The organism is Pseudomonas sp. Y3 TE3536 (assembly GCF_053629175.1).
The window spans coordinates 2,207,874-2,228,926 of the sequence record NZ_JBRJHU010000001.1 but is presented as its reverse complement, the minus strand read 5'-3'; the positions used below and the strand labels follow the sequence as shown (position 1 = coordinate 2,228,926).

The following is a 21,053-nucleotide window of genomic DNA, read 5'->3' as shown; positions in this document are numbered from 1 at the left end:
TTGAGCGATCGTGTGAAGGCCACGGATTTTGCGGGCTGTGGGCAGGAGGGCGATTCGCGATGCTTTGTGGGCATGCAAAATATTCGCGCAAGGCATGAGATTGCTGCGAGGGCTGCGCCCTCGATTCGCAGCACAAGGCTGCTCCTACAGGGAATCGCGCTGCAGCATTGTGCGGCGAAGGGGTGGGAAGCAGCCTCAGCAATCCACCCGGCAATAAAAACCCGGGACAGAGCCCGGGTTCCATACGCTGGGGTAGCTTAGATATCCGCCACCTTCTGCCACACCTTCGGCCTGAAGAACAGCGTCTCGCCGCGCGCCAGGCCGGTCAGGCTGTCGTGGTCCTTGACCACTTCGGCCTCGATCAGCTCGCTCTGCCCTTCCACCTTCAAGGTCACCCGGGTGGTCGCGCCCAGCGGGCGGATATCGCGCACCTCGGCGGCATGGTGGCCTTCGGTTTCATGGCGCGACAGTGACACTTCATGCGGGCGGAACAGCACGTGGTGGCCTTCGCTCAAGGCCAGGCGGTTGGAGTCGCCGAGGAAGTGGTAGACGAAGTCGTTGGCCGGCTGCTCGTACACTTCACCCGGCGAGCCGATCTGCTCGATCACACCCTTGTTCATCACCACGATGCGGTCTGCGACTTCCATGGCCTCTTCCTGGTCATGGGTGACGAACACCGACGTCAGGTTGATGTCTTCGTGCAGACGCGCCAGCCAGCGGCGCAGCTCTTTACGCACCTTGGCATCCAGGGCACCGAACGGCTCGTCGAGCAACAGCACCTTAGGCTCTACCGCCAAGGCGCGGGCCAGGGCGATACGCTGGCGCTGGCCACCGGAAAGCTGCTCGGGGTAGCGGTCGGAGAGCCAGTCGAGCTGGACCATGTTCAGCAGCTCATGCACCTTTTCGGCAATCTTGCTTTCGCTCGGGCGCTCGCCCTTGGGCTTCATGCGCAGGCCGAAGGCGACGTTGTCGAACACGCTCATGTGGCGGAACAACGCGTAGTGCTGGAACACGAAGCCGACGTTGCGATCACGCACGTCGTGGCCAGACACATCCTCGCCATGGAACACGATGCTGCCGTCATCCGGTGTTTCCAGGCCGGCAATGATGCGCAGCAGGGTGGTCTTGCCGCAGCCGGAAGGGCCGAGCAAGGCCACCAGCTCACCGCTGTGGATATCCAGGTTGATGTTGTCCAGGGCCTGGAAGCTGTTGAAGCGCTTGCTGACGTTACGAACTTCGATCGACATGAATTATTCCTCCGCAGCGCTATGGCGCAGGCGGTTAATACGGTTCTCGCTCCACTGCTTGAGCAGCAGGATGAAGAGCGCCAGGATCAGCAACAGGCTGGCCACGCTGAAGGCCGCGACGTGGTTGTACTCGTTGTAGAGGATCTCCACGTGCAGCGGCAAGGTGTTGGTAACGCCGCGGATATGGCCGGACACCACCGACACCGCGCCGAACTCACCCATCGCCCGCGCCGTACACAGCACCACGCCGTAGATCAGGCCCCATTTGATGTTGGGCAGGGTCACATGCCAGAACATCTGCCAGCCATTGGCGCCCAGTAGGCGCGCGGCCTCTTCTTCCTGGGTGCCCTGCTCTTGCATCAGTGGGATCAGTTCACGGGCAACGAATGGCACAGTGACGAAGATCGTCGCCAGGACGATGCCCGGCAGCGCGAACACAATTTGGATGTCATGGTCCTGCAGCCAGGGGCCGAACAGGCCTTGCGCGCCGAACATCAGCACGTAGACCAGGCCCGCGATCACCGGCGAGACCGAGAACGGCAGGTCGATCAGGGTCACCAGCACGCTCTTGCCACGGAAGGTGTACTTGCTCACGCACCACGCCGCGCTGACGCCAAACACCAGGTTCAGCGGCACCGAGATGGCCACGGCAAACAGGGTGAGTTTGAGCGCCGACAAGGCGTCGGGCTCGAAGATCGCCTCGAAGAAAGTGCCGAAACCGTTTTTCAGCGCCTGCGATACCACGATCACCAGCGGCAGCAGCAAGAACAGCGCGAACACCAGCCAGCCAAGGCCGATCAGGATGCGCCGCGAGGTGGCGCTGCCGCGGCGGGCGGCATTGGCGGCGGCGGTAGCGCTCAGGGATGAACTAGACATAGCCGGCCTCCTTCAAGGGGTTTCGATGCGGCGCTGCAGCAGGTTGATCAGCAGCAGCAGGATGAAGGAAACCACCAGCATCAGCACGCCGATGGCAGTCGCGCCGGTGTAGTCGTATTGGTCGAGCTTGACCATGATCAGCAGCGGCAGGATCTCGGTCTTCATCGGCATGTTGCCAGCAATGAAGATCACCGAACCATACTCACCCACCCCACGGGCGAAGGCCAGGGCAAAGCCGGTCAGCCAGGCAGGCAGCAGTGCCGGGGCCAGGATGTGGCGGAACACCTGCAGCGGCTTTGCGCCCAGGCAGGCGGCGGCTTCTTCGACTTCACGCGGGATGTCGGCCAACACCGGCTGCACAGTGCGCACCACGAACGGCAGGGTCACGAAGGTCAGCGCCAAGGTGATGCCAAGCGGTGTGTAGGCGATCTTGAAGCCCAGGTCGGTGGCGAACTGGCCAACCCAGCCCGCCGGGGCGTACAGGGCCGTCAGGGCGATACCGGCCACGGCGGTAGGCAGGGCGAACGGCAGGTCGATCATCGCGTCGATGATCTTGCGCCCGGGGAAGGTGTAGCGCACCAGTACCCAGGCCAGCAGCGTACCGATCACACCGTTGATGATGGCGGCGAACAGGGCGGTGCCGAAACTCAGCTTGAGCGCGGCGATGACCCGCGGCGCGCTGATGATGTTCCAGAACTGCTCCCAGGTCAGCTGCGAGGCATGGATGAACATGGCCGCCAGCGGAATCAGCACAATCAGGCTGAGGTACACCAAGGTGTAACCCAGCGTCAGCCCGAAGCCGGGTATGACGGGGGAAATACGACGTGACATAAGTATCCCTGGTTGAACGCACGAAGCCCGGAATTAATCCCGGGCCAGTGCAGGCTTCTGAATCTTGGGGCTGCTGTGCAGCCCATTCGCGGCACAAGGCCGCTCCCACAGGGGAGCGCGGTTCCTTGTGGGAGCGGCCTTGTGCCGCGAATGGGCCGCACAGCGGCCCCGTTTTTCCATAACCGCTTACTGTGCCTGATAGATCTGGTCGAACACACCGCCATCATTGAAGAATTTGGGTTGTGCAGTCTTCCAGCCACCGAAGTCCTTGTCGATGGTGACCAGGTCCAATTTCGGGAATTGCTTGCCAAATTCAGCAGCGACCTTCTCGTCACGTGGGCGGTAGAAGTTCTCGGCGGCGATCTTCTGGCCAGCCGGGCTGTACAGGTGCTTGAGGTATTCGGTGGCAATCGCGGTATTGCCCTTCTTCTCGGCGTTCTTGTCGACCACGGCCACCGGTGGCTCGGCCAGGATCGACAGCGACGGCACGACGATTTCGAACTTGTCTGCGCCACCGTCTTCCTTCAGCGCCAGGAAGGCTTCGTTTTCCCAGGCCAGCAGGACGTCGCCCTGGCCGTTGTTGACGAAGGTGATGGTCGAGCCACGGGCGCCGGTATCGAGCACCGGCACGTGCTTGAACAGCTCCTGCACGTAAGCCTTGGCCTTGTCTTCGCTACCACCGGTCTTCAGGCCATAGGCCCAGGCGGCGAGGAAGTTCCAGCGGGCGCCGCCGGAGGTTTTCGGGTTCGGAGTGATGACCGAGACATCTTTCTTGATCAGGTCGCCCCAGTCCTTGATGCCTTTCGGGTTGCCCTTGCGCACCAGGAACACGATGGTCGAGGTGTACGGGGTGCTGGCGTCCGGCAGGCGGGTCTGCCAATTGTCCGGCAGGGTCTTGCCGAGCTTGGCGATTTCGTCGATGTCGCCGGCCAGGGCCAGGGTCACCACGTCGGCGCGCAGGCCATCGATCACGGCGCGGCCCTGTTTGCCCGAGCCACCGTGGGATTGCTGGATCTTCACCTTGTCGTCCGGGTGGGACTGCTGCCAGTGCTTGATGAATTCGGCGTTGTACTGTTGGTACAACTCACGGGTCGGGTCATAGGACACGTTCAGCAGTTCGTAGTCCTTGGCGATTGCGGAACCGGCAAAAACAGCACTGGCCAGGGCGGCGAGCGCATAACGGCGGATGGACATGGTGAAGCTCCCGATTGGCATTTTTCTAGTTTTAGAGGTGTGGCGCGATCAGCCGGTCTTGTTGCCGGGCTGTTGCAGGCGGAACTTCTCCTTGCGCTCGATCTGGACGACCTGAGCGTTGTGCACGGTAATCTCCACCGCACCGAAACGCAGATCGCGCAGGGCGCTCTGGATCTCACGCAGAATGGTGGCTTCGTCCTGACCGTCGATGCTACGCAGAGATGCACTCATGCTCGTTCTCCTTGGAGTGAGGGTGCCGGGCAGAGGTTTGAAGGGGATTTGCGCCTGGCTTGAGGGCAATAGTAGTGAGGCGGGGATATTCTTAAAAATACTGTTTAAGAATGTTTATATAACCATTTTGCAAAGCCATCACGCCGACCCTGTGGGAGCGGGTTTACCCGCGAATGCGGCGGTGAATCCACCATCGCATTCGCGGGTAAACCCGCTCCCACAGGGGTCAGTGTGTGCTTGTAGTTTTGTGTTCAGGCTCGCGGATTTTGTACCAGGCCACATACAGCGCCGGCAAAAACAGCAGCGTCAGCAAGGTGGCCACGATGATCCCGCCAATCATGGCGTAGGCCATCGGCCCCCAGAACACCTCGCGGGCAATCGGGATCATGCCCAAGCTGGCCGCGGCCGCCGTCAGCAAGATCGGCCGCCGCCGGTGGTTGGTGGCCTCCACCACCGCATCCCACGGTGACAGCCCCTGCGCCTCGAACTCATCGATCTGGGTCACCAGGATCACCGAGTTACGAATGATGATACCGGCCAGGGCCAGAATCCCGAGAATGGCCACAAAGCCCATCGGCGTACCCGTAGGCACCAACGCCAGCACCACCCCGATCAAGCCCAACGGCGCCACGCTGACCACCAGGAACAGCTTCTGCACGCTGTGCAGCTGGATCATCAGGAAGGTCGCCATGAGGAACAGCATCAACGGAATAACCTTGCGGATCGGCCCTTGCGCCTTGGCGCTCTCCTCCACCGTACCGCCGGTCGCCACCTCGAAGCCGACCGGCAGTTTGCTGGCGAACTCGTCGATCTTGGGCTTGAGCTGAGCCACCAGGTCGGTGGGCTGGATGTCGCCATTGACCGACGCCTTGATGGTGATGGTCGGCTTGCGATCACGCCGCCAGACCAACGGCTGTTCCAGCTCGTAACGCACCGTGGCGAAGGCCAGCAGCGGAATCGAGGTGCCATTGGGGGTCAGGATCTGCAGGTTCTGCAAGGTATCGGGCGAGCCACGCTCGCTGTCTTCGGCGCGGGCAACCACGTTGACCAGGTAGATGTTGTCGTTGACCTGGGTAATCGGCACGCCGGTGACGATGCTGTTCATCACGTTGGCCACGTCTTCGGACGACAGCCCCAGCTGACGCGCTTTGTCTTGGGCAATCTCGATGCGCAGCACTTTGCCCGGCTCGTTCCAGTCGTAGATCATCTCGCCGATGTGCTCGTTGGCATCAAGCAAGGTGGCGAGCTCGATGGCGTGCTTGCGCACCTGGTCGATGTCCTGGCCGCTGACCCGGTACTGGATCGGCCGGCCCACCGGCGGGCCCATCTCCAGCGATTGCACGTTGGTGCCGATGCCGACGAACTCTTCGCGCAGCAGTTTCTGCAGGCGATCCATCATGCCCTGGCGCTCTTCGAAGCCTTTGCTGACGATCACCAATTGCGCGTAGTAGGGGTTCTGCAATTGTTGGTCGAGGGGCAGGTAGAAGCGAATCGCGCCCTGGCCAATGTAGGTGCTCCAGCGCACCAGGTCCGGGTCGTCCTTGATCCTGGCCTCCAGCCGGTCGACGACTTTACGGGTCTCTTCGATCGAGGCGTTTTGCGGCAGGTTGAGGTCGACCAGGATTTCGGGGCGGTCGGATGATGGGAAGAACTGGTTCTGCACGAAGCGCTCGCAGAATATCGCCAGCGCGAACAGCAGCACGGTGCCAATGATGGTCAGCCAGCGGTTGCGCATGCACCACAGCAGGCCGCCCTCGAATGCCCGGCCCACGCGCCCAGGTTCGGCCTCGTGGGCTTTGACCTTGCTGCTGAGGATATGCACGCCCAGCACCGGGGCGAAGAACACCGCCACCACCCACGACACGATCAGCGCCACGGCGATCACCGCGAACAGTGTGTAGGTGTACTCACCTGCCGAACTGGCGTTGAGCCCGATCGGCACGAAGCCGGCCACCGTCACCAGGGTACCGGTCAGCATCGGGAACGCCGTCGAGGTGTAGGCAAAGGTCGCGGCCTGCTCTTTGCTCTCGCCCATTTCCAGGCGTGTGACCATCACCTCCACGGTGATCATCGCATCGTCCACCAGCAGGCCCAGGGCGATGATCAACGCGCCCAGCGAAATCCGTTGCATGGTGATGCCGCTGTACTCCATGAACACGAAGACCATGGCCAGCACCAGCGGGATCGAGCAGGCCACCACCAGCCCGGCGCGCACGCCGAGGCTGACGAAGCTCACCGCCAGCACGATCACCACGGCCTCGAAGAGTGCGCTGGTAAAGCCACCCACCGCCTGCTTGACCACCACGGCCTGGTCGGACACGGTGTGCACACCCACCCCCACCGGCAAGTCGGCGATCACGCTGTCCATTTTCTTCTTCAGGGCGGCGCCGAACACCTGGATGTTACCGCCCGCCTTCATGCCGATGGCCAGGCCAATGGCGGTCTGGCCGTTGTAGCGGAACATCGGTGACGGCGGGTCGACGTAGCCGCGCTCGATATCGGCAATGTCGGCTAGGCGGAAGAAGCGGTCATTGATCCTCAGGTTGACCGTTTCCAGGTCCTTTTCAGAGGCGAACTGGCCGGTGGTGCGCACCGAAATACGTTCGGGGCCCGCCTCGATCACCCCTGCCGGGGTCACCGCGTTCTGCGATTGCAGCGCCTGCATGACCTGGCGCTGGTCGATACCCAAGGCCGCCAGTTTGCGGGTGGAGAAGTTCAGGTACAGCACTTCGTCCTGGGTGCCGACCAGCTCGATCTTGCCGATGTTGGGCACTTCGCGCACTTCGGCGCGGGCCTGCTCCACGTAGTCCCGCAGTTGCCGCAAGGTCAGGCCATCGGAGGTGAAGGCGTAGATCGAACCGAACACATCACCGAATTCGTCGTTGAACGCCGGGCCCTGGATGCCCTCGGGGAACTGGCCGCGGATGTCCTGGATCTTCTTGCGCACCTGGTACCAGATGTCCGGGATGTCCTTGGCCTTGGTGGTGTCGCGCAGGTACACGTAGACCGTTGACTCGCCCGGGCGGGTGTAGCTTTTGGTGTAGTCGAGCGAGTCCAGTTCTTCGAGCTTCTTCTCGATGCGGTCGGTGACCTGGTACAGGGTTTCGTCCTGGGTCGCACCGGGCCAGCGGGTCTGGATGACCATGGTCTTGATGGTGAACGACGGGTCTTCCTCACGGCCCAGGTTGAAGTAGGAAAAAATCCCCATCAGCAAGCCGACGAACATCAGGTACCAGACGAACGATTGATGCTTGAGCGCCCATTCGGACAGGTTGAAGCTTCCTTTCATTGCGCATCCTCGTCGAAGGTGACCTTCTGGCCAGGCTTGAGGCTGTTGACGCCGGCAGTCACCACGCGCTCGCCTGGCTGTACGCCGGAGGCGATGACGATGTGTTCGCGGGTGCGGTCGATCAAGGCGACATCCCGGGTCGCCACGGTTTTCTGCTGCGTGTCGATCACCCACACCTGGGTCTTGCCGTCACGCTCGAGCAAGGCGCTCAGGGGCAGTTCACTGCGCGGCGTGACCGCAGAGCTCAGGCTCACGCTGATCGCGGTGCCAAGGTGGAAGGCGGCCGGTGTGCTGGCCAGGGTCAGGCGTGCACGCCGGGTGCGCGTGGTGGCGTCGGCTTGCGGCTCCAGCTCGCGCAACGAGGCCGTGGTGTTGATGCTGGGGTCGAGCTGCGAGGCCACGGTGAAGGTGAGGCCCTTGTCGAGTTGCTCGCCCAGGCCGATCGGCAGGTCGATCACGGCTTCCTTGACGTCTGGCCGGGCCAGGGTCACCACAGCCTGGCCCGCCGTTACCGTTTGCCCAGCTTCGGCCTGCCAGGCAGTGATCACCGCCGCGTGGTCGGTGCGCAGGGTGCTGTAGTCAAGCTGGTCTCGCGCTTGGCTGACCGCCGAGCGTGCCTGTTCAAGCGCCGCACCGGTGGTTTTCAGGTTGGTCTGGGCAATGTCCAGCTGGGCCTGGGCACCGACACCGCGGTCGTACAGCTGCTGCTGACGGCGCGCGTCGGCCTGGGCGTTTATCCACTGCGCCTGGACCTTGGCCAAGTCGCCTTCGGCGGCGCGCAACTGGTTCTGCTGGTCGGTGGGGTCGAGGGTAGCCAGTGTGTCTCCAGGCTTCACCTGCGCCCCCACATCAAGCCAACGCCGGGCAATACGCCCGGACACGCGAAAGCCCAAGGTGCTCTCGAAGCGCGCCTGAATGCTGCCGGCAAAGCGCCCAAGTTGCGCTTGCACCTGCGGTTCGACCTTCACCGAAAGCACCGGCCGAACGGGCTCGACCGCTTCTTCCTCAGAGCTGCAAGCAACCAGCAACAGCCCGACCGGGAGCAATAACAGCAAGCGCTTCATGGCGCATCCCCCGCAGCCTTTTCATCGATTTTTTCCACCTGCATGCCGGGGTGCAGCAACTGCCCGCCATTGACCACCACGGTCTCGCCGCCTTTGAGGCCGTTGGCGACCACGACCTTGCCGGTGAGGTAGCGCGCCACTTCAACCTTGCGCAGTTCGACCTTGTCGCCCTCGCCCACCACCCAGACGGCAGGCTCATGCAAGGCCTTGGTCAAGGCCGACCAGGGCAGCTCGATGCTGGAACGCCCCTGGGTATTGGCAGTGGCCGTCACCGGTGAGCCCAGCTGCATGCCGGGCGGCACGTTGCGCAGGCCGACCTTGACCTGCACCGTGCCACTTTGGGCTGAAACGGTTGGCGTCACTTCACGAACGAAGCCTTGCGCCTGGACGTTGGGGTCATCGAGCAGCTTCACGATCACCCCCTCATCGCTTGGCGGTGCCACCAGCAACGATTCATACACGTTGAACACTGCATCACGGTCGCCATCGCGGGCGAAGCCGAAGATCGGCATGGTGGCCTGCACCACTTGGCCGACCTCGGCCTGGCGCTCGGTGATCACGCCGGCGGCTTCGGACACCAGCGCGGTGTAGCTCAGCTGTTCATTGGCATTGGCCAGCTGCGCCTGGGCGGCCTTGAGCGCGCTCTGGTTGCTGCGCAGCGCGGCTTCGGCGGAGTCGTACTCGCTCTGGCTGGTATAGCCTTTGGGCAGCAGCTTTTGCTGACGCACGAAAGCCGCGGCCGTCTGCGTCACGCGCGCTTGGGCGGCGAACACCTCGGCCTTGGCCGAGTCGACGTTGTTCTGCAGGTCTTTCGGGTCTAGCCGTGCCAGTACCTGGTTGGCCTTGACGTGATCGCCCACATCGACGCTGCGCGAAATGATCTTGCCGCCCACGCGGAACGACAAGTCGGTTTGCACCCGCGCTTGTACGTCGCCGGTCAGGGTCACTCTGGCAGCGAAATCGGTAGGCTGGACCTGTTGCACACCGACCCGAGGCAGCGTCTCGGGGGTTTCTTCCTTGCTACAGCCGGTGAGCATGTACAGCACACTCAGGCCTGCCAGCACCAGTGGACGCGTCACCCTCATGCAGGCTCCTAGCTTGCGCACAAATGATTTGTGAGATGCGACTGTCAGCGTAGTTCAGGGTTCAGCAAACATCACTGATGGAGATCACTCGAGTATTTCCGGCGCTGGTGCGGGCCTCTTCGCGGGTGAACCCGCTCCCACCGGGACTGTGCAAATGCTGAATCCTGCATAGCACCTGTGGGAGCGGGTTCACCCGCGAAAAGGCCGGTACAGACAACCACAAGCCCCCTGCCATATCCCGAAACCATCCAACGCACTTTTGCGGTTTCACATCCACTACCTTGGAGAGGTCACTCTTCAAGGAAGAAACCAATGCCTCGGGCTCAATCACACCTGCTTCGACGTGGTCGTTATTCAGAACTCGGCAGGCTGTACCTGCTTACTACTGTTACCCATCAACGCAAGCCGCTGTTCAATGACTTCCAACATGCCCGATTAGTTATTCATCAACTGCGACAATCCGATCACGACCACGCCTGCCGGTCATTGGCCTGGGTACTGATGCCGGACCATCTGCATTGGCTGATCGAGTTGAAAGGCACGACGCTGGGTACATTGATGCGCAGATTCAAATCCAGATCCAGTCTGGTTTTGCATCAGGCGGGGGTTGAGCATGATCCGGTGTGGCAGCCTGGGTATCAGGACCGGGCATTGAGAAGGGAGGAAAGCATGGTGCATGTAGCCCGGTACATTGTTGCCAATCCGTTGAGGGCTGGATTGGTCAGAAGTGTCCGGGACTATCCACACTGGGATGCGGTATGGCTTTGAATCGGTGCTGGGGTTTTCGCGGGTAAACCCGCTCCCACAGGATTTGTGCAGTTTCTAGAACTGCACTTGCCTGTAGAAGCGGGCTTGCCCGCGAAGCGGTGGGTCAGACCGGCGCAGCTGCTGCCGTCGGGCGCTTGACCTGTGGCTGCGACACGTTCGCCGCAGCCCCTTCTTCGATAGCCTGCTGAATCGCCTTGCGACGGTGCTCTTCAGCCCGGCGGCTGAAGTACCAGACCATGAAGGTCACCAGCGACACCGACAACAGGATCAGGCTGGCCACGGCGTTGATCTCAGGCTTCACGCCCAGGCGCACCGCCGAGAACACTTCCATCGGCAAGGTGGTCGAGCCCGGCCCGGACACGAAGCTGGCCAGCACCAGGTCATCCAGCGACAGGGCAAACGACATCATGCCGCCCGCCGCGAGCGATGGCGCGATCATCGGGATGGTGATCAGGAAGAACACCTTCCACGGCTTGGCACCCAGGTCCATCGCCGCTTCCTCGATCGACAGGTCCAGCTCACGCAAGCGCGCCGACACCACCACCGCCACGTACGCCGCACAGAACGTGGTGTGGGCGATCCAGATGGTGACGATGCCACGCTCTTGCGGCCAGCCGATCATCTGCGCCATGGCCACGAACAGCAGCAACAGCGACAGACCGGTGATCACTTCGGGCATCACCAGCGGCGCGGTGACCAGGCCGCCGAACAGCGTGCGGCCTTTGAAGCGGGTGACCCGGGTCAGCACGAAGGCCGCCAGGGTACCCAGCGCCACCGCTGCCACCGCCGTGTAGCAGGCGATTTCCAGCGAGCGCATCACCGACCCCATCAGCTGGGTGTTGTCGAGCAGGCCGACGTACCACTTGACCGACCAGCCACCCCACACCGTCACCAGCTTCGAGGCGTTGAACGAGTAGATCACCAGGATCAGCATCGGCAGGTAGATGAACAGCAAGCCGAGCACCAGCATCAGCTTGGAGAAACTGAAGCGCTTCATGCCCTGCCCTCCATTTCTTTGGCCTGGCTGCGGTTGAACAGCAGGATCGGCACGATCAGGATCGCCAGCATCACTACCGCCAGCGCGGACGCTACCGGCCAGTCACGGTTGTTGAAGAACTCTTGCCACAGCACCTTACCGATCATCAGGGTTTCCGGGCCGCCCAGCAGTTCTGGGATCACGAACTCGCCCACCACCGGGATGAACACCAGCATGCAGCCCGCGATGATGCCGTTTTTCGACAGCGGCACGGTGATCTTCCAGAAGCTGTTGAAGGTGCTCGAACCCAGGTCCGATGCGGCTTCCAACAGGCTCGGGTCGTGCTTCACCAAGTTCGCGTACAGCGGCAGGATCATGAACGGCAGGTACGAATAGACCACGCCGATGTACACCGCCAGGTTGGTGTTGAGAATCTGCAGTGGCTGGTCGATCAGCCCCAGCCACAGCAGGAAGCTGTTAAGCAGCCCGTTGTTGCTGAGGATGCCCATCCAGGCGTAGACGCGGATCAGGATCGCCGTCCAGGTCGGCATCATGATCAGCAACAGCAGCACGGTCTGCGACTCTTTGCGGGCGTTGGCGATGGCATAGGCCATCGGGTAGCCGATCAGCAGGCACAGCAAGGTGCTGAAGAAGGCCATCTTCAACGAGCCCAGGTAGGCCGAGATGTACAGCTCGTCTTCGGTCAACAGGCCATAGTTGGCCAGGTTGAGCACCAACTGGATCTTGTCTTCGACGTAGCTGTAGATCTCGGTATACGGCGGGATCGCCACGTCGGCTTCGGCAAAGCTGATCTTCAACACGATGAAGAACGGCAGCATGAAGAACAGGAACAGCCAGATGAACGGCACGCCGATCACCAGGTGCCGCCCCTCCGGGGTCAAGCGCTGGAAGGCTCGCTTGAGCTTGCGCAGTTTCATGACCGCAGTACCACGCCGCTGTCGTCTTCCCACCACACGTACACTTCATCGCCCCAGGTCGGACGTGTGCCCTGGCGCTCGGCGTTGGCCACGAACGACTGGACGATCTTGCCGCTCGGCAGCTCGACGTAGAACACCGAGTGGCCGCCCAGGTAGGCGATGTCGTGCACCTTGCCGCGCGACCAGTTGTGCTCGCAGGTCGGTTGCTGGGTAGTGACCAGCATCTTCTCCGGGCGCAGCGCGTAGGTGATGTGCTTGTCTTCGACCGACGTGGTGATGCCGTGGCCAACGTAGATCTTGCGCTCCAGTTCAGGGCTGGCAATGATCGCGTGGCCTTCGGCGTCATCGACCACTTCACCTTCGAACAGGTTGACGTTGCCGATGAACTCGCACACCAGGCGGCTGGTCGGGGTCTCGTAGATATCCACAGGCGAGCCGATCTGGGCGATCCAGCCCAAGTGCATGATGGCGATGCGCTGGGCCATGGTCATGGCCTCTTCCTGGTCGTGGGTCACCATCACGCAGGTCACGCCCACGCGCTCGATGATTTCCACCAGCTCAAGTTGCATCTGCGAACGCAGCTTCTTGTCCAGGGCGCCCATCGGCTCATCGAGCAACAGCAGTTTCGGGCGCTTGGCCAGCGAACGCGCCAGGGCCACACGCTGGCGCTGGCCACCCGACAGCTGGTGCGGCTTGCGCTTGGCGTACTGGGTCATGTGCACCAGCTTGAGCATCTCGGCCACACGGGCGTCGATGTCCGCCTTGGGCAGCTTGTCCTGCTGCAGGCCGAAGGCGATGTTCTGCGCCACGGTCATGTGCGGGAACAGCGCGTAGGACTGGAACATCATGTTGATCGGCCGCTCGTAGGGCGGCATCTCGGTGATGTCGACGCCATCGAGCAAGATCCGCCCTTCGGTGGGGCGCTCGAAGCCAGCCAGCATACGCAGCAAGGTCGATTTGCCGGAACCGGAGCCACCCAGCAGGGCAAAAATCTCACCCTTGCGGATTTCCAGGGACACATCGTCCACCGCTACCGTTTCGTCGAACTTTTTCGTGACCCGGTCGATCTTGACCAGCACCTGCTTGGGTTGCTGGCCACCCTCGAGGGCTTTCTTATAGGCTCCGGAGGCAACTGCCATGAGTGAAACTCCCAACAAGATTTTTGTGCCCGCGCGGCCTGTTCTGCAGGGGCCGCGGCGGGTCTGGATTGTTACTTGCCCGACTTGACCTTGGTCCAGCTACGGGTCATCAAGCGTTGCACCTTGGGCGGCAACTCACTGTTGACGAACATCTTGTCCAGCACTTCCTGCGGTGGGTAAACCGCGGCGTCAGTCCTCACGGCCTGGTCCATCAGGTCGCCAGCCTTGGGGTTCGGGTTGGCGTAACCGACGTAATCACTGACCTGGGCGATAACCTCAGGTTTCAGCAAATAGTTGATGAAGGCATGGGCCTCTTTGACGTTCTTGGCGTCCTTGGGGATCGCCAGCACGTCGAACCAGAGGTTGCCGCCTTCTTTGGGAATCGCATACGCCAGGTTCACGCCCTTCTTGGCTTCTTCGGCGCGGGCCTTGGCCTGGAAGATGTCGCCAGAGAAGCCCGCCGCGACGCAGATGTCGCCGTTGGCAAGGTCGGTGATGTACTTGGACGAGTGGAAGTAGGTGACGTAAGGGCGCACCGCCAGCAGCTTCTGCTCGGCAGCCTGGTAGTCCTTGGGGTTGCTGCTGTTGGGGTCCAGCCCCATGTAGTTGAGCACCGCCGGGAGCATTTCGTCCGCCGAGTCGAGGAAGGCCACACCACACTTGGAGAGCTTCTTCATGTTCTCGGGTTCGAACAGCACAGCCCAGGAATCGATGGTGTCGACGCCCAGCGCAGCCTTGACCTTTTCAACGTTGTAACCAATGCCGTTGGTGCCCCACAGGTAAGGCACGGCGTACTGGTTGCCCGGATCGTTCTTTTCCAGGCGTTTCATCAGCGCCGGATCCAGGTTGGCATAATTGGGCAGCAGGCTTTTGTCGAGCTTCTGGAACGCGCCCGCCTTGATCTGCTTGCCGAGGAAATGGTTGGACGGCACTACCACGTCATAGCCGGTGTTGCCGGCCAGCAGCTTGCCTTCCAGGGTTTCGTTGGAATCGAACACGTCCTGCACGGGCTTGATACCCGTTGCCTTCTCGAAGTCCGCGAGTGTGGTCGGGCCGATATAGTCGGACCAGTTGTAGAAATGCACCGTAGGCGCCGCTTGGACGCTGCATGCCAGCGTCAGGCCCGCTCCAGCCATCAAGGCCTTGCGTAATACAGAAATAGACAAGTGGGTGGTCCTCACAATCAGTGCCTGGGTAGCGGCAATGTGGCCGCACACGCAAAACCGGCGCGCAACTTACCTTCGCAGCTTCGATGCCGCAATCATCAATTGCCTTTCATGGCCTCTGGGCCGGGCAACCCCGGCCCAGAGCGCCTCGCATCGGGCTTACTTGCCCGACTTGATCTTGGTCCAGCTGCGGGTGATCACACGCTGCACAGAAGCGTCAGGCGCAGCGATCGCGTACAGCTGCTTCTTCACTTCGGCAGGCGGGTAGATGCTCGGGTCGCTGGTGATGTCTTTGTCCACGAACGCGGTGGCGGCAGCGTTGCCGTTCGGGAAGCGCACGGCGTTGGTGATCTCAGCCATGATTTCCGGCTGCATCAGGAAGTCCATGAACTGGTAGGCAGCGTCTTTATGCTCGGCATCTTTCGGGATGGCGACCATGTCGTAGAAGGTACCGGCACCTTCTTTCGGAATGACGTAGTCCACTTTGACCTTGTCGCCAGCTTCGTGGGCGCGGGCCTTGGACTGCTCCAGGTCACCCGAATAACCGACGGCTACGCAGATGTTGCCGTTGGCCATGTCGCCGATGTACTTGGAGGAGTGGAAGTAGGTGATCGAAGGACGGATCTTGAGGAACAGGTCCTCGGCGGCCTTCAGGTCTTCCTTCTTGGTGCTGTTGCTTGGCAGGCCCAGGTAGTGCAGCGCGGCCGGGATCATCTCGGTCGGCGCATCCAGGAAGCTCACGCCGCAGCTCTTGAGCTTGGCGATGTTCTCAGGCTTGAACACCACGTCCCACGAATCGATCTTGTCCACGCCCAGCGCGGCCTTGACCTTCTCCGGGTTGTAGCCAATGCCGATAGAGCCCCACATGTACGGGAAGGCGTGCTTGTTGTCCTTGTCGCTGGCATCGCCAACGGCCTTGAGCAGGTCGGTGTCGAGGTTCTTCCAGTTCGGCAGTTTGGAACGGTCCAGTTCCTCGTACACGCCAGCCTTGATCTGCTTGGCCAGGAAGTTGTTCGAAGGCACGACGATGTCGTAGCCCGACTTGCCTGCCAGCAGCTTGGCTTCCAGGGTTTCGTTGCTGTCGAAGACGTCGTACTTGACCTTGATGCCGGTCTGCTTCTCGAACTTGGCGATGGTGTCCGGAGCGATGTAGTCCGACCAGTTGTAGACGTTCAATACCTTGTCTTCAGCCTGAACAGCGGTCGCCATGGCACCCATCAGGGCGGCGGCCAGCAACGTCTTGCCCATTTTCTTCATGCGTCATGCTCCAGATTTTTTTGATTAGCCATCCGTTCAGCTGCCAGGTCCCGCAGTACACGCGTCGGGCGACTGAAACAGTCGCTAGTCTGGCAAGTTACAAGGCGCTGTTTCAAGGAAAGCAGCCCCTTGTAACCAACTAATGTCACAACGCTAGCCTAGCAGGTGCTCATCTGATCGCTTCGAGGGTCAGGTCGAGGCACTTGCGCGCCTTTTCCACCAGCTCGTCGATCTCTGCATGGCTGATTACCAGCGGTGGCGCGATGATCATGGTGTCACCTACTGCACGCATGATCAGGCCGTTCTCGAAGCAAAAGTTGCGGCAGATCATGCCCACGCCCTTGCCTTCGTAACGGCTGCGGGTGGCCTTGTCCTTGACCAACTCGATCGCGCCGAGCAGGCCCAGGCCGCGTACCTCGCCCACCAGCGGGTGGTCTTGCAGCTCACGCAAACGCTTTTGCAAATACGGTGCCGCTTCTGTGCGCGCTTGTTCGACGATTTTTTCGTCGCGCAGAATGCGCAGGTTTTCCAGGCCTACCGCAGCCGCGACCGGGTGCCCTGAATAGGTGAAGCCGTGGTTGAAGTCGCCGCCTTCGCTGATCACCTTGGCCACGGTGTCACGCACGATCACACCGCCCATGGGGATGTAACCGGAGGTCAGGCCTTTGGCGATGGTCATCAGGTCTGGCTTGAGGTCGTAGTAGTCGGAGCCGAACCACTCGCCGGTACGGCCGAAACCGCAGATCACTTCGTCGGCCACGAACAGGATGTCGTACTTGGCGAGGATCTCCTTGACCTTCGGCCAGTAGGTTTCTGGCGGAATGATCACCCCACCGGCACCCTGGATCGGCTCGGCGATGAAGGCGGCGACGTTGTCTTCGCCGACCTCGAGGATTTTCTTCTCCAGTTGCTCGGCAGCCCACACACCGAATTCGTCCGGGCTCATGTCGCCGCCCTCACCGAACCAGTACGGCTGCGGAATGTGCACGATGCCCGGAATCGGCAGGCCGCCCTGCTCGTGCATGCCGCTCATGCCGCCCAGGCACGCACCGGCGAAGGTGGAGCCGTGGTAGCCGTTGATGCGGCCGATGATGGTCTGCTTGTGCGGTTTGCCCTTGAGCGCCCAATAGTGACGGACCATGCGCAGCACGGTGTCGTTGCCTTCGGAGCCGGAGCCGGTGAAGAACACATGGGTCATGCCTTCCGGCGCCACGTCGGTGATGGCTTTGGCCAGTTCCAGCGCAGGCGGGTGGGCGGTCTGGAAGAACAGGTTGTAGTACGGCAGCTCGCGCATCTGCTTTTCGGCAGCCTGCACCAGCTCTTCACGGCCGTAACCTACCGCCACGCACCACAGGCCGGCCATGCCGTCGAGGATCTTGTTGCCCTCGCTGTCCCACAAATGCACACCCTGGGCCTTGGTGATGATGCGCGGCCCCTTTTCCTTCAGCTGTTTGTAGTCGCTGAAGGGCGCGAGGTGGTGCTCGCCGCTCAGGTTTTGCCATTCACGGGTTTGCGGGTTTTTGACGCTCATGTGCTTCTCCGTTATCCGACAGCCGCGCTCCTGCGGCACCAGGGTTGATCAGACAGCAAACAGCAGGAACTCACGCTCCCAGGAACTGATGACGCGTTTGAAGTTTTCGTGCTCGGCGCGTTTGGTGGCGACGTAGCCGGTGATGAACTTCTTGCCCAGGTATTGGACCAGCGCACGGCTGATTTCCATGCGTTCCAGGGCGTCTTCGATGGTCAGCGGCAGGCGCAGGTTGCGGCGTTCGTAACCGCGGCCCTGCACCGGTGCACTGGCTTCGATGCCTTCGACCATGCCGATGTAGCCGCACAGCAAGCTGGCGGCGATGGCCAGGTAAGGGTTGGCATCGGCGCCCGGCAGGCGGTTCTCGACCCGGCGGTTTTGCGGGCCGGCATCCGGTACGCGCAGGCCAACGGTACGGTTTTCTTCGCCCCACTCGACGTTCACTGGCGCCGAGGTGTCGGGCAGGAAGCGGCGGAACGAGTTGACGTTGGGGGCGAACAGCGGCAGCGCTTCGGGGATGAACTTCTGCAGGCCACCGATGTGGTGCAGGAACAGCTCGCTCATGCTGCCGTCTTCGTTGCTGAAAATATTTTTGCCGGTGACCACATCAACCACGCTCTGGTGCAGGTGCATGGCACTGCCCGGCTCGCCGGTCATGGGCTTGGCCATGAACGTTGCGGCCACGTTGTGCTTGAGCGCGGCCTCGCGCATGGTGCGTTTGAACACCAGGATCTGGTCGGCCAGGTGCAGGGCGTTGCCGTGACGGAAGTTGATTTCCATCTGCGCCGTGCCGTCTTCGTGGATCAGCGTGTCGAGGTCCAGCTGCTGCAGTTCGCACCAGTCATAGACGTCCTCGAACAGCGGGTCGAATTCGTTGGCGGCCTCGATCGAGAACGACTGGCGGCCAGTTTCCGGGCGGCCCGAACGGCCTACCGGAGGCTGCAGCGGGAAGTCCGGGTCTTCGCTGCGCTTGGTCAGGTAGAACTCCATCTCGGGCGCGACGATTGGCTGCCAACCTTTGTCAGCGTAGAGCTTGAGCACTTTTTTCAAGACGTTGCGCGGCGACAGTTCGACCGGGTTGCCCTTCTTGTCGTAGGTGTCGTGGATCACCTGCGCCGTCGGCTCAATGGCCCAGGGCACCAGAAACACGGCGTCTTCGTCGGGGCGGCAGATCATGTCGATGTCGGCCGGGTCGAGCAGCTCGTAATAGATGTCGTCGTCGACGTAGTCACCCGTCACGGTCTGCAGCAGCACGCTCTCGGGCAGGCGCATGCCTTTTTCGGCGATGAACTTGTTGGTCGGCGAGATCTTGCCGCGCGTGATGCCGGTCAGGTCGCTGATCATGCATTCGACTTCAGTGATCTTGTGCTCTTTCAACCAATCGGTGAGCTGGTCGAGGTTGTTACTCATAAATACCTCAGGAGGTAAGGTGGTCCGCGCCTTGATTCTGGATGGAGAAGATTGCTAAAGCAAAAACCCCCACGCAGGAGCACAGTGGATACACTGAAAACAAGCGTGTCCGTAATGAGTTTGAAGGGCAGGAAGGCGAATCGAAGCGTGTGAAGCCGCTACGGGGAATGGTCCGGGTGCGCCAAGCGTCAATTATTGCGGCCAGGGCGGCCACACCGTTGACGGTGCGTGCATGAACGACAGGGGTACCCGATGGCACTGCGCAGGCAGTGCTTTCAGGTCGCGACAAGCGGACCATGTGACCCTCGTATTATTGTGTTCTGGGTTGAATCCGAGCTTAGCCTTGTTCATTTTTTTACACAACACCTCCGTAAAAAATAAAACACGGCACGCTTGAGATAGCCCTTCAGGCGGGAAATAGCGGATAATGGTTCGCCCCGATATGCAGCAAATCTGCCGTAGATGTGCCATTTCAGGGCATCATGGGGTTGGCTTGACATCAGTAGGGCTTTTCGATTGACTGGTCTTGCAAGCCCCCCTTGATTGATATTTTTAACAACAAAGGTGTTGCATCATGTCGGTACCCCCGCGTGCCGTTCAGCTTAACGAAGCGAACGCGTTCCTTAAGGAACATCCTGAGGTTCTCTACGTTGACCTTCTGATTGCAGATATGAATGGTGTGGTGCGCGGCAAGCGCATAGAGCGCACCAGCCTCCACAAGGTTTACGAGAAAGGCATCAACCTGCCGGCCTCCCTCTTCGCCCTGGATATCAACGGTTCCACCGTCGAAAGTACCGGCCTTGGCCTGGACATCGGCGACGCCGACCGCATCTGCTATCCCATCCCCGATACGCTGTGCAACGAGCCGTGGCAGAAACGCCCCACCGCACAGCTGCTCATGACCATGCACGAGATCGAAGGCGAGCCGTTCTTCGCCGACCCTCGTGAAGTGTTGCGTCAGGTTGTCAGCAAGTTCGACGACATGGGCCTGACCATCTGCGCCGCGTTCGAGCTGGAGTTCTACCTGATCGACCAGGAGAACGTGAACGGCCGCCCGCAACCGCCGCGCTCGCCGATCTCGGGCAAGCGCCCACAGTCGACCCAGGTGTACCTGATCGACGACCTCGACGAATACGCCGACTGCCTGCAGGACATCCTCGAAGGTGCCAAAGAGCAGGGTATTCCGGCCGACGCCATCGTCAAGGAAAGCGCCCCGGCGCAGTTCGAAGTCAACCTGCACCACGTCCCAGACCCGCTCAAGGCCTGTGACTACGCGGTGCTGCTCAAGCGTTTGATCAAGAACATCGCCTACGACCATGAAATGGACACCACGTTCATGGCCAAGCCCTACCCGGGCCAGGCAGGCAACGGCCTGCACGTTCACATCTCCGTGCTGGACAAAGATGGCAACAACATCTTCACCAGCGAGGATCCCGAGCAGAACGCCGCGCTACGTCACGCTGTCGGCGGTGTGCTCGAGACCCTGCCCGCGTCCATGGCGTTCCTCTGCCCGAACGTCAACTCGTACCGTCGTTTTGGCGCACAGTTCTATGTGCCGAATGCACCGAGCTGGGGCCTGGACAACCGCACCGTCGCGCTGCGCGTGCCGACCGGTTCTGCAGACGCCGTGCGCATCGAGCACCGGGTAGCCGGCGCCGATGCCAACCCGTACCTGATGATGGCGGCCGTGCTGGCCGGCGTGCACCACGGCCTGACCAACAAGATCGAGCCGGGTACGCCGATCGAAGGCAACTCGTACGAGCAGCTGGAGCAGAGCCTGCCGAACAACCTGCGCGATGCCCTGCGCGAGTTGGACGACAGCGAGATCCTCAACAAGTACATCGATCCGAAGTACATCGACATCTTTGTCGCGTGCAAGGAAAGCGAGCTGGAGGAGTTCGAGCACTCGATCTCCGACCTCGAGTACAACTGGTATCTGCATACCGTGTAACTGAAAACGCCGCCCACAAGGGCGGCGTTTTTCTGAGACCGGTGTCGCCTGCTTCGCGGGGCAAGCCCGCTCCCACAAGTCCTCCGCATGGCTCAGGCCTAGT

Annotated in this window: 18 protein-coding genes; 3 read left to right on the top strand and 15 right to left on the bottom strand. The window is 61.3% G+C overall.

The annotated features are described in order from the left end of the window. Nucleotides 1-257 precede the first annotated feature (257 nt). The 8 genes from AB7M33_RS10100 to AB7M33_RS10065 form a co-directional block, all read right to left on the bottom strand. A complete protein-coding gene (locus AB7M33_RS10100) occupies nt 258-1,247 on the bottom strand; it encodes a sulfate/molybdate ABC transporter ATP-binding protein (protein ID WP_027592264.1) in 990 nt (329 codons plus the stop codon). Between the two features lie 3 nt (nt 1,248-1,250). After that, nucleotides 1,251-2,123, bottom strand: coding sequence for a sulfate ABC transporter permease subunit CysW (cysW, locus tag AB7M33_RS10095; RefSeq protein ID WP_027592263.1), 873 nt, complete (start codon nt 2,121-2,123; stop codon nt 1,251-1,253). A 12-nt stretch (nt 2,124-2,135) separates the two neighbouring features. After that, the gene (gene cysT, locus AB7M33_RS10090) at nt 2,136-2,954 is read right to left on the bottom strand and encodes a sulfate ABC transporter permease subunit CysT (RefSeq protein WP_012274724.1); all 819 of its coding nucleotides are present in this window, start codon (nt 2,952-2,954) and stop codon (nt 2,136-2,138) included. Nucleotides 2,955-3,140: 186 nt separating this feature from the next. After that, nucleotides 3,141-4,148, bottom strand: a complete 1,008-nt coding sequence (locus AB7M33_RS10085) for a sulfate ABC transporter substrate-binding protein (RefSeq protein ID WP_033702118.1) — start codon at nt 4,146-4,148, stop codon at nt 3,141-3,143. A 48-nt stretch (nt 4,149-4,196) separates the two neighbouring features. After that, nucleotides 4,197-4,379 (bottom strand): sulfur starvation response protein OscA, encoded by a 183-nt coding sequence (gene oscA / locus AB7M33_RS10080; protein WP_003258557.1) that lies wholly within the window; start codon nt 4,377-4,379, stop codon nt 4,197-4,199. Nucleotides 4,380-4,605: 226 nt separating this feature from the next. Next, complete coding sequence (locus AB7M33_RS10075) at nt 4,606-7,668, bottom strand: efflux RND transporter permease subunit (protein WP_099455664.1); 3,063 nt, start codon at nt 7,666-7,668, stop codon at nt 4,606-4,608. Next, complete coding sequence (locus AB7M33_RS10070; protein ID WP_099430733.1) at nt 7,665-8,732, bottom strand: efflux RND transporter periplasmic adaptor subunit; 1,068 nt, start codon at nt 8,730-8,732, stop codon at nt 7,665-7,667. Before AB7M33_RS10070 ends, AB7M33_RS10075 begins: the two co-directional genes overlap by 4 nt. After that, nucleotides 8,729-9,817: an efflux RND transporter periplasmic adaptor subunit gene (locus tag AB7M33_RS10065; RefSeq protein WP_027592259.1), complete on the bottom strand. Its 1,089-nt coding sequence runs from the start codon at nt 9,815-9,817 to the stop codon at nt 8,729-8,731. Before AB7M33_RS10065 ends, AB7M33_RS10070 begins: the two co-directional genes overlap by 4 nt. Before the next feature lie 312 nt (nt 9,818-10,129). On the opposite strand from AB7M33_RS10065, the gene AB7M33_RS10060 reads away from it, so the two are divergent. Next, nucleotides 10,130-10,585, top strand: a complete 456-nt coding sequence (locus AB7M33_RS10060; protein WP_085272204.1) for an REP-associated tyrosine transposase — start codon at nt 10,130-10,132, stop codon at nt 10,583-10,585. Between the two features lie 103 nt (nt 10,586-10,688). Here AB7M33_RS10060 and AB7M33_RS10055 read toward each other — a convergent pair whose 3' ends face one another. From AB7M33_RS10055 to AB7M33_RS10025, 7 genes are all read right to left on the bottom strand, one after another. Next, nucleotides 10,689-11,582, bottom strand: coding sequence for an ABC transporter permease subunit (locus AB7M33_RS10055; RefSeq protein WP_099430734.1), 894 nt, complete (start codon nt 11,580-11,582; stop codon nt 10,689-10,691). Further along, the gene (locus AB7M33_RS10050; protein WP_027592257.1) at nt 11,579-12,499 is read right to left on the bottom strand and encodes an ABC transporter permease subunit; all 921 of its coding nucleotides are present in this window, start codon (nt 12,497-12,499) and stop codon (nt 11,579-11,581) included. Before AB7M33_RS10050 ends, AB7M33_RS10055 begins: the two co-directional genes overlap by 4 nt. Continuing rightward, entirely contained in the window at nt 12,496-13,638 is a 1,143-nt protein-coding gene (gene potA, locus AB7M33_RS10045; RefSeq protein WP_027592256.1) for a polyamine ABC transporter ATP-binding protein, read from the bottom strand. Before potA ends, AB7M33_RS10050 begins: the two co-directional genes overlap by 4 nt. A gap of 71 nt (nt 13,639-13,709) precedes the next feature. Next, nucleotides 13,710-14,804: a polyamine ABC transporter substrate-binding protein gene (locus AB7M33_RS10040; protein ID WP_099455669.1), complete on the bottom strand. Its 1,095-nt coding sequence runs from the start codon at nt 14,802-14,804 to the stop codon at nt 13,710-13,712. 159 nt (nt 14,805-14,963) lie between these two features. Next, nucleotides 14,964-16,061, bottom strand: coding sequence for a polyamine ABC transporter substrate-binding protein (locus tag AB7M33_RS10035; protein WP_099430738.1), 1,098 nt, complete (start codon nt 16,059-16,061; stop codon nt 14,964-14,966). Nucleotides 16,062-16,230: 169 nt separating this feature from the next. After that, the gene (locus AB7M33_RS10030; protein WP_099430739.1) at nt 16,231-17,592 is read right to left on the bottom strand and encodes an aspartate aminotransferase family protein; all 1,362 of its coding nucleotides are present in this window, start codon (nt 17,590-17,592) and stop codon (nt 16,231-16,233) included. A 48-nt stretch (nt 17,593-17,640) separates the two neighbouring features. Further along, nucleotides 17,641-18,999 carry a glutamine synthetase family protein gene (locus AB7M33_RS10025; RefSeq protein ID WP_027592252.1) on the bottom strand — a complete coding sequence of 453 codons (1,359 nt, stop codon included), beginning with the start codon at nt 18,997-18,999 and terminating at the stop codon, nt 17,641-17,643. Between the two features lie 41 nt (nt 19,000-19,040). Between AB7M33_RS10025 and AB7M33_RS10020 the strand changes: the two genes are divergently transcribed. Together AB7M33_RS10020 and AB7M33_RS10015 are read left to right on the top strand one after the other, a co-directional pair. Continuing rightward, nucleotides 19,041-19,235, top strand: coding sequence for a hypothetical protein (locus AB7M33_RS10020; RefSeq protein WP_225876673.1), 195 nt, complete (start codon nt 19,041-19,043; stop codon nt 19,233-19,235). A gap of 338 nt (nt 19,236-19,573) precedes the next feature. After that, nucleotides 19,574-20,950, top strand: coding sequence for a glutamine synthetase family protein (locus AB7M33_RS10015; RefSeq protein ID WP_027592251.1), 1,377 nt, complete (start codon nt 19,574-19,576; stop codon nt 20,948-20,950). Nucleotides 20,951-21,053: the final 103 nt, after the last annotated feature.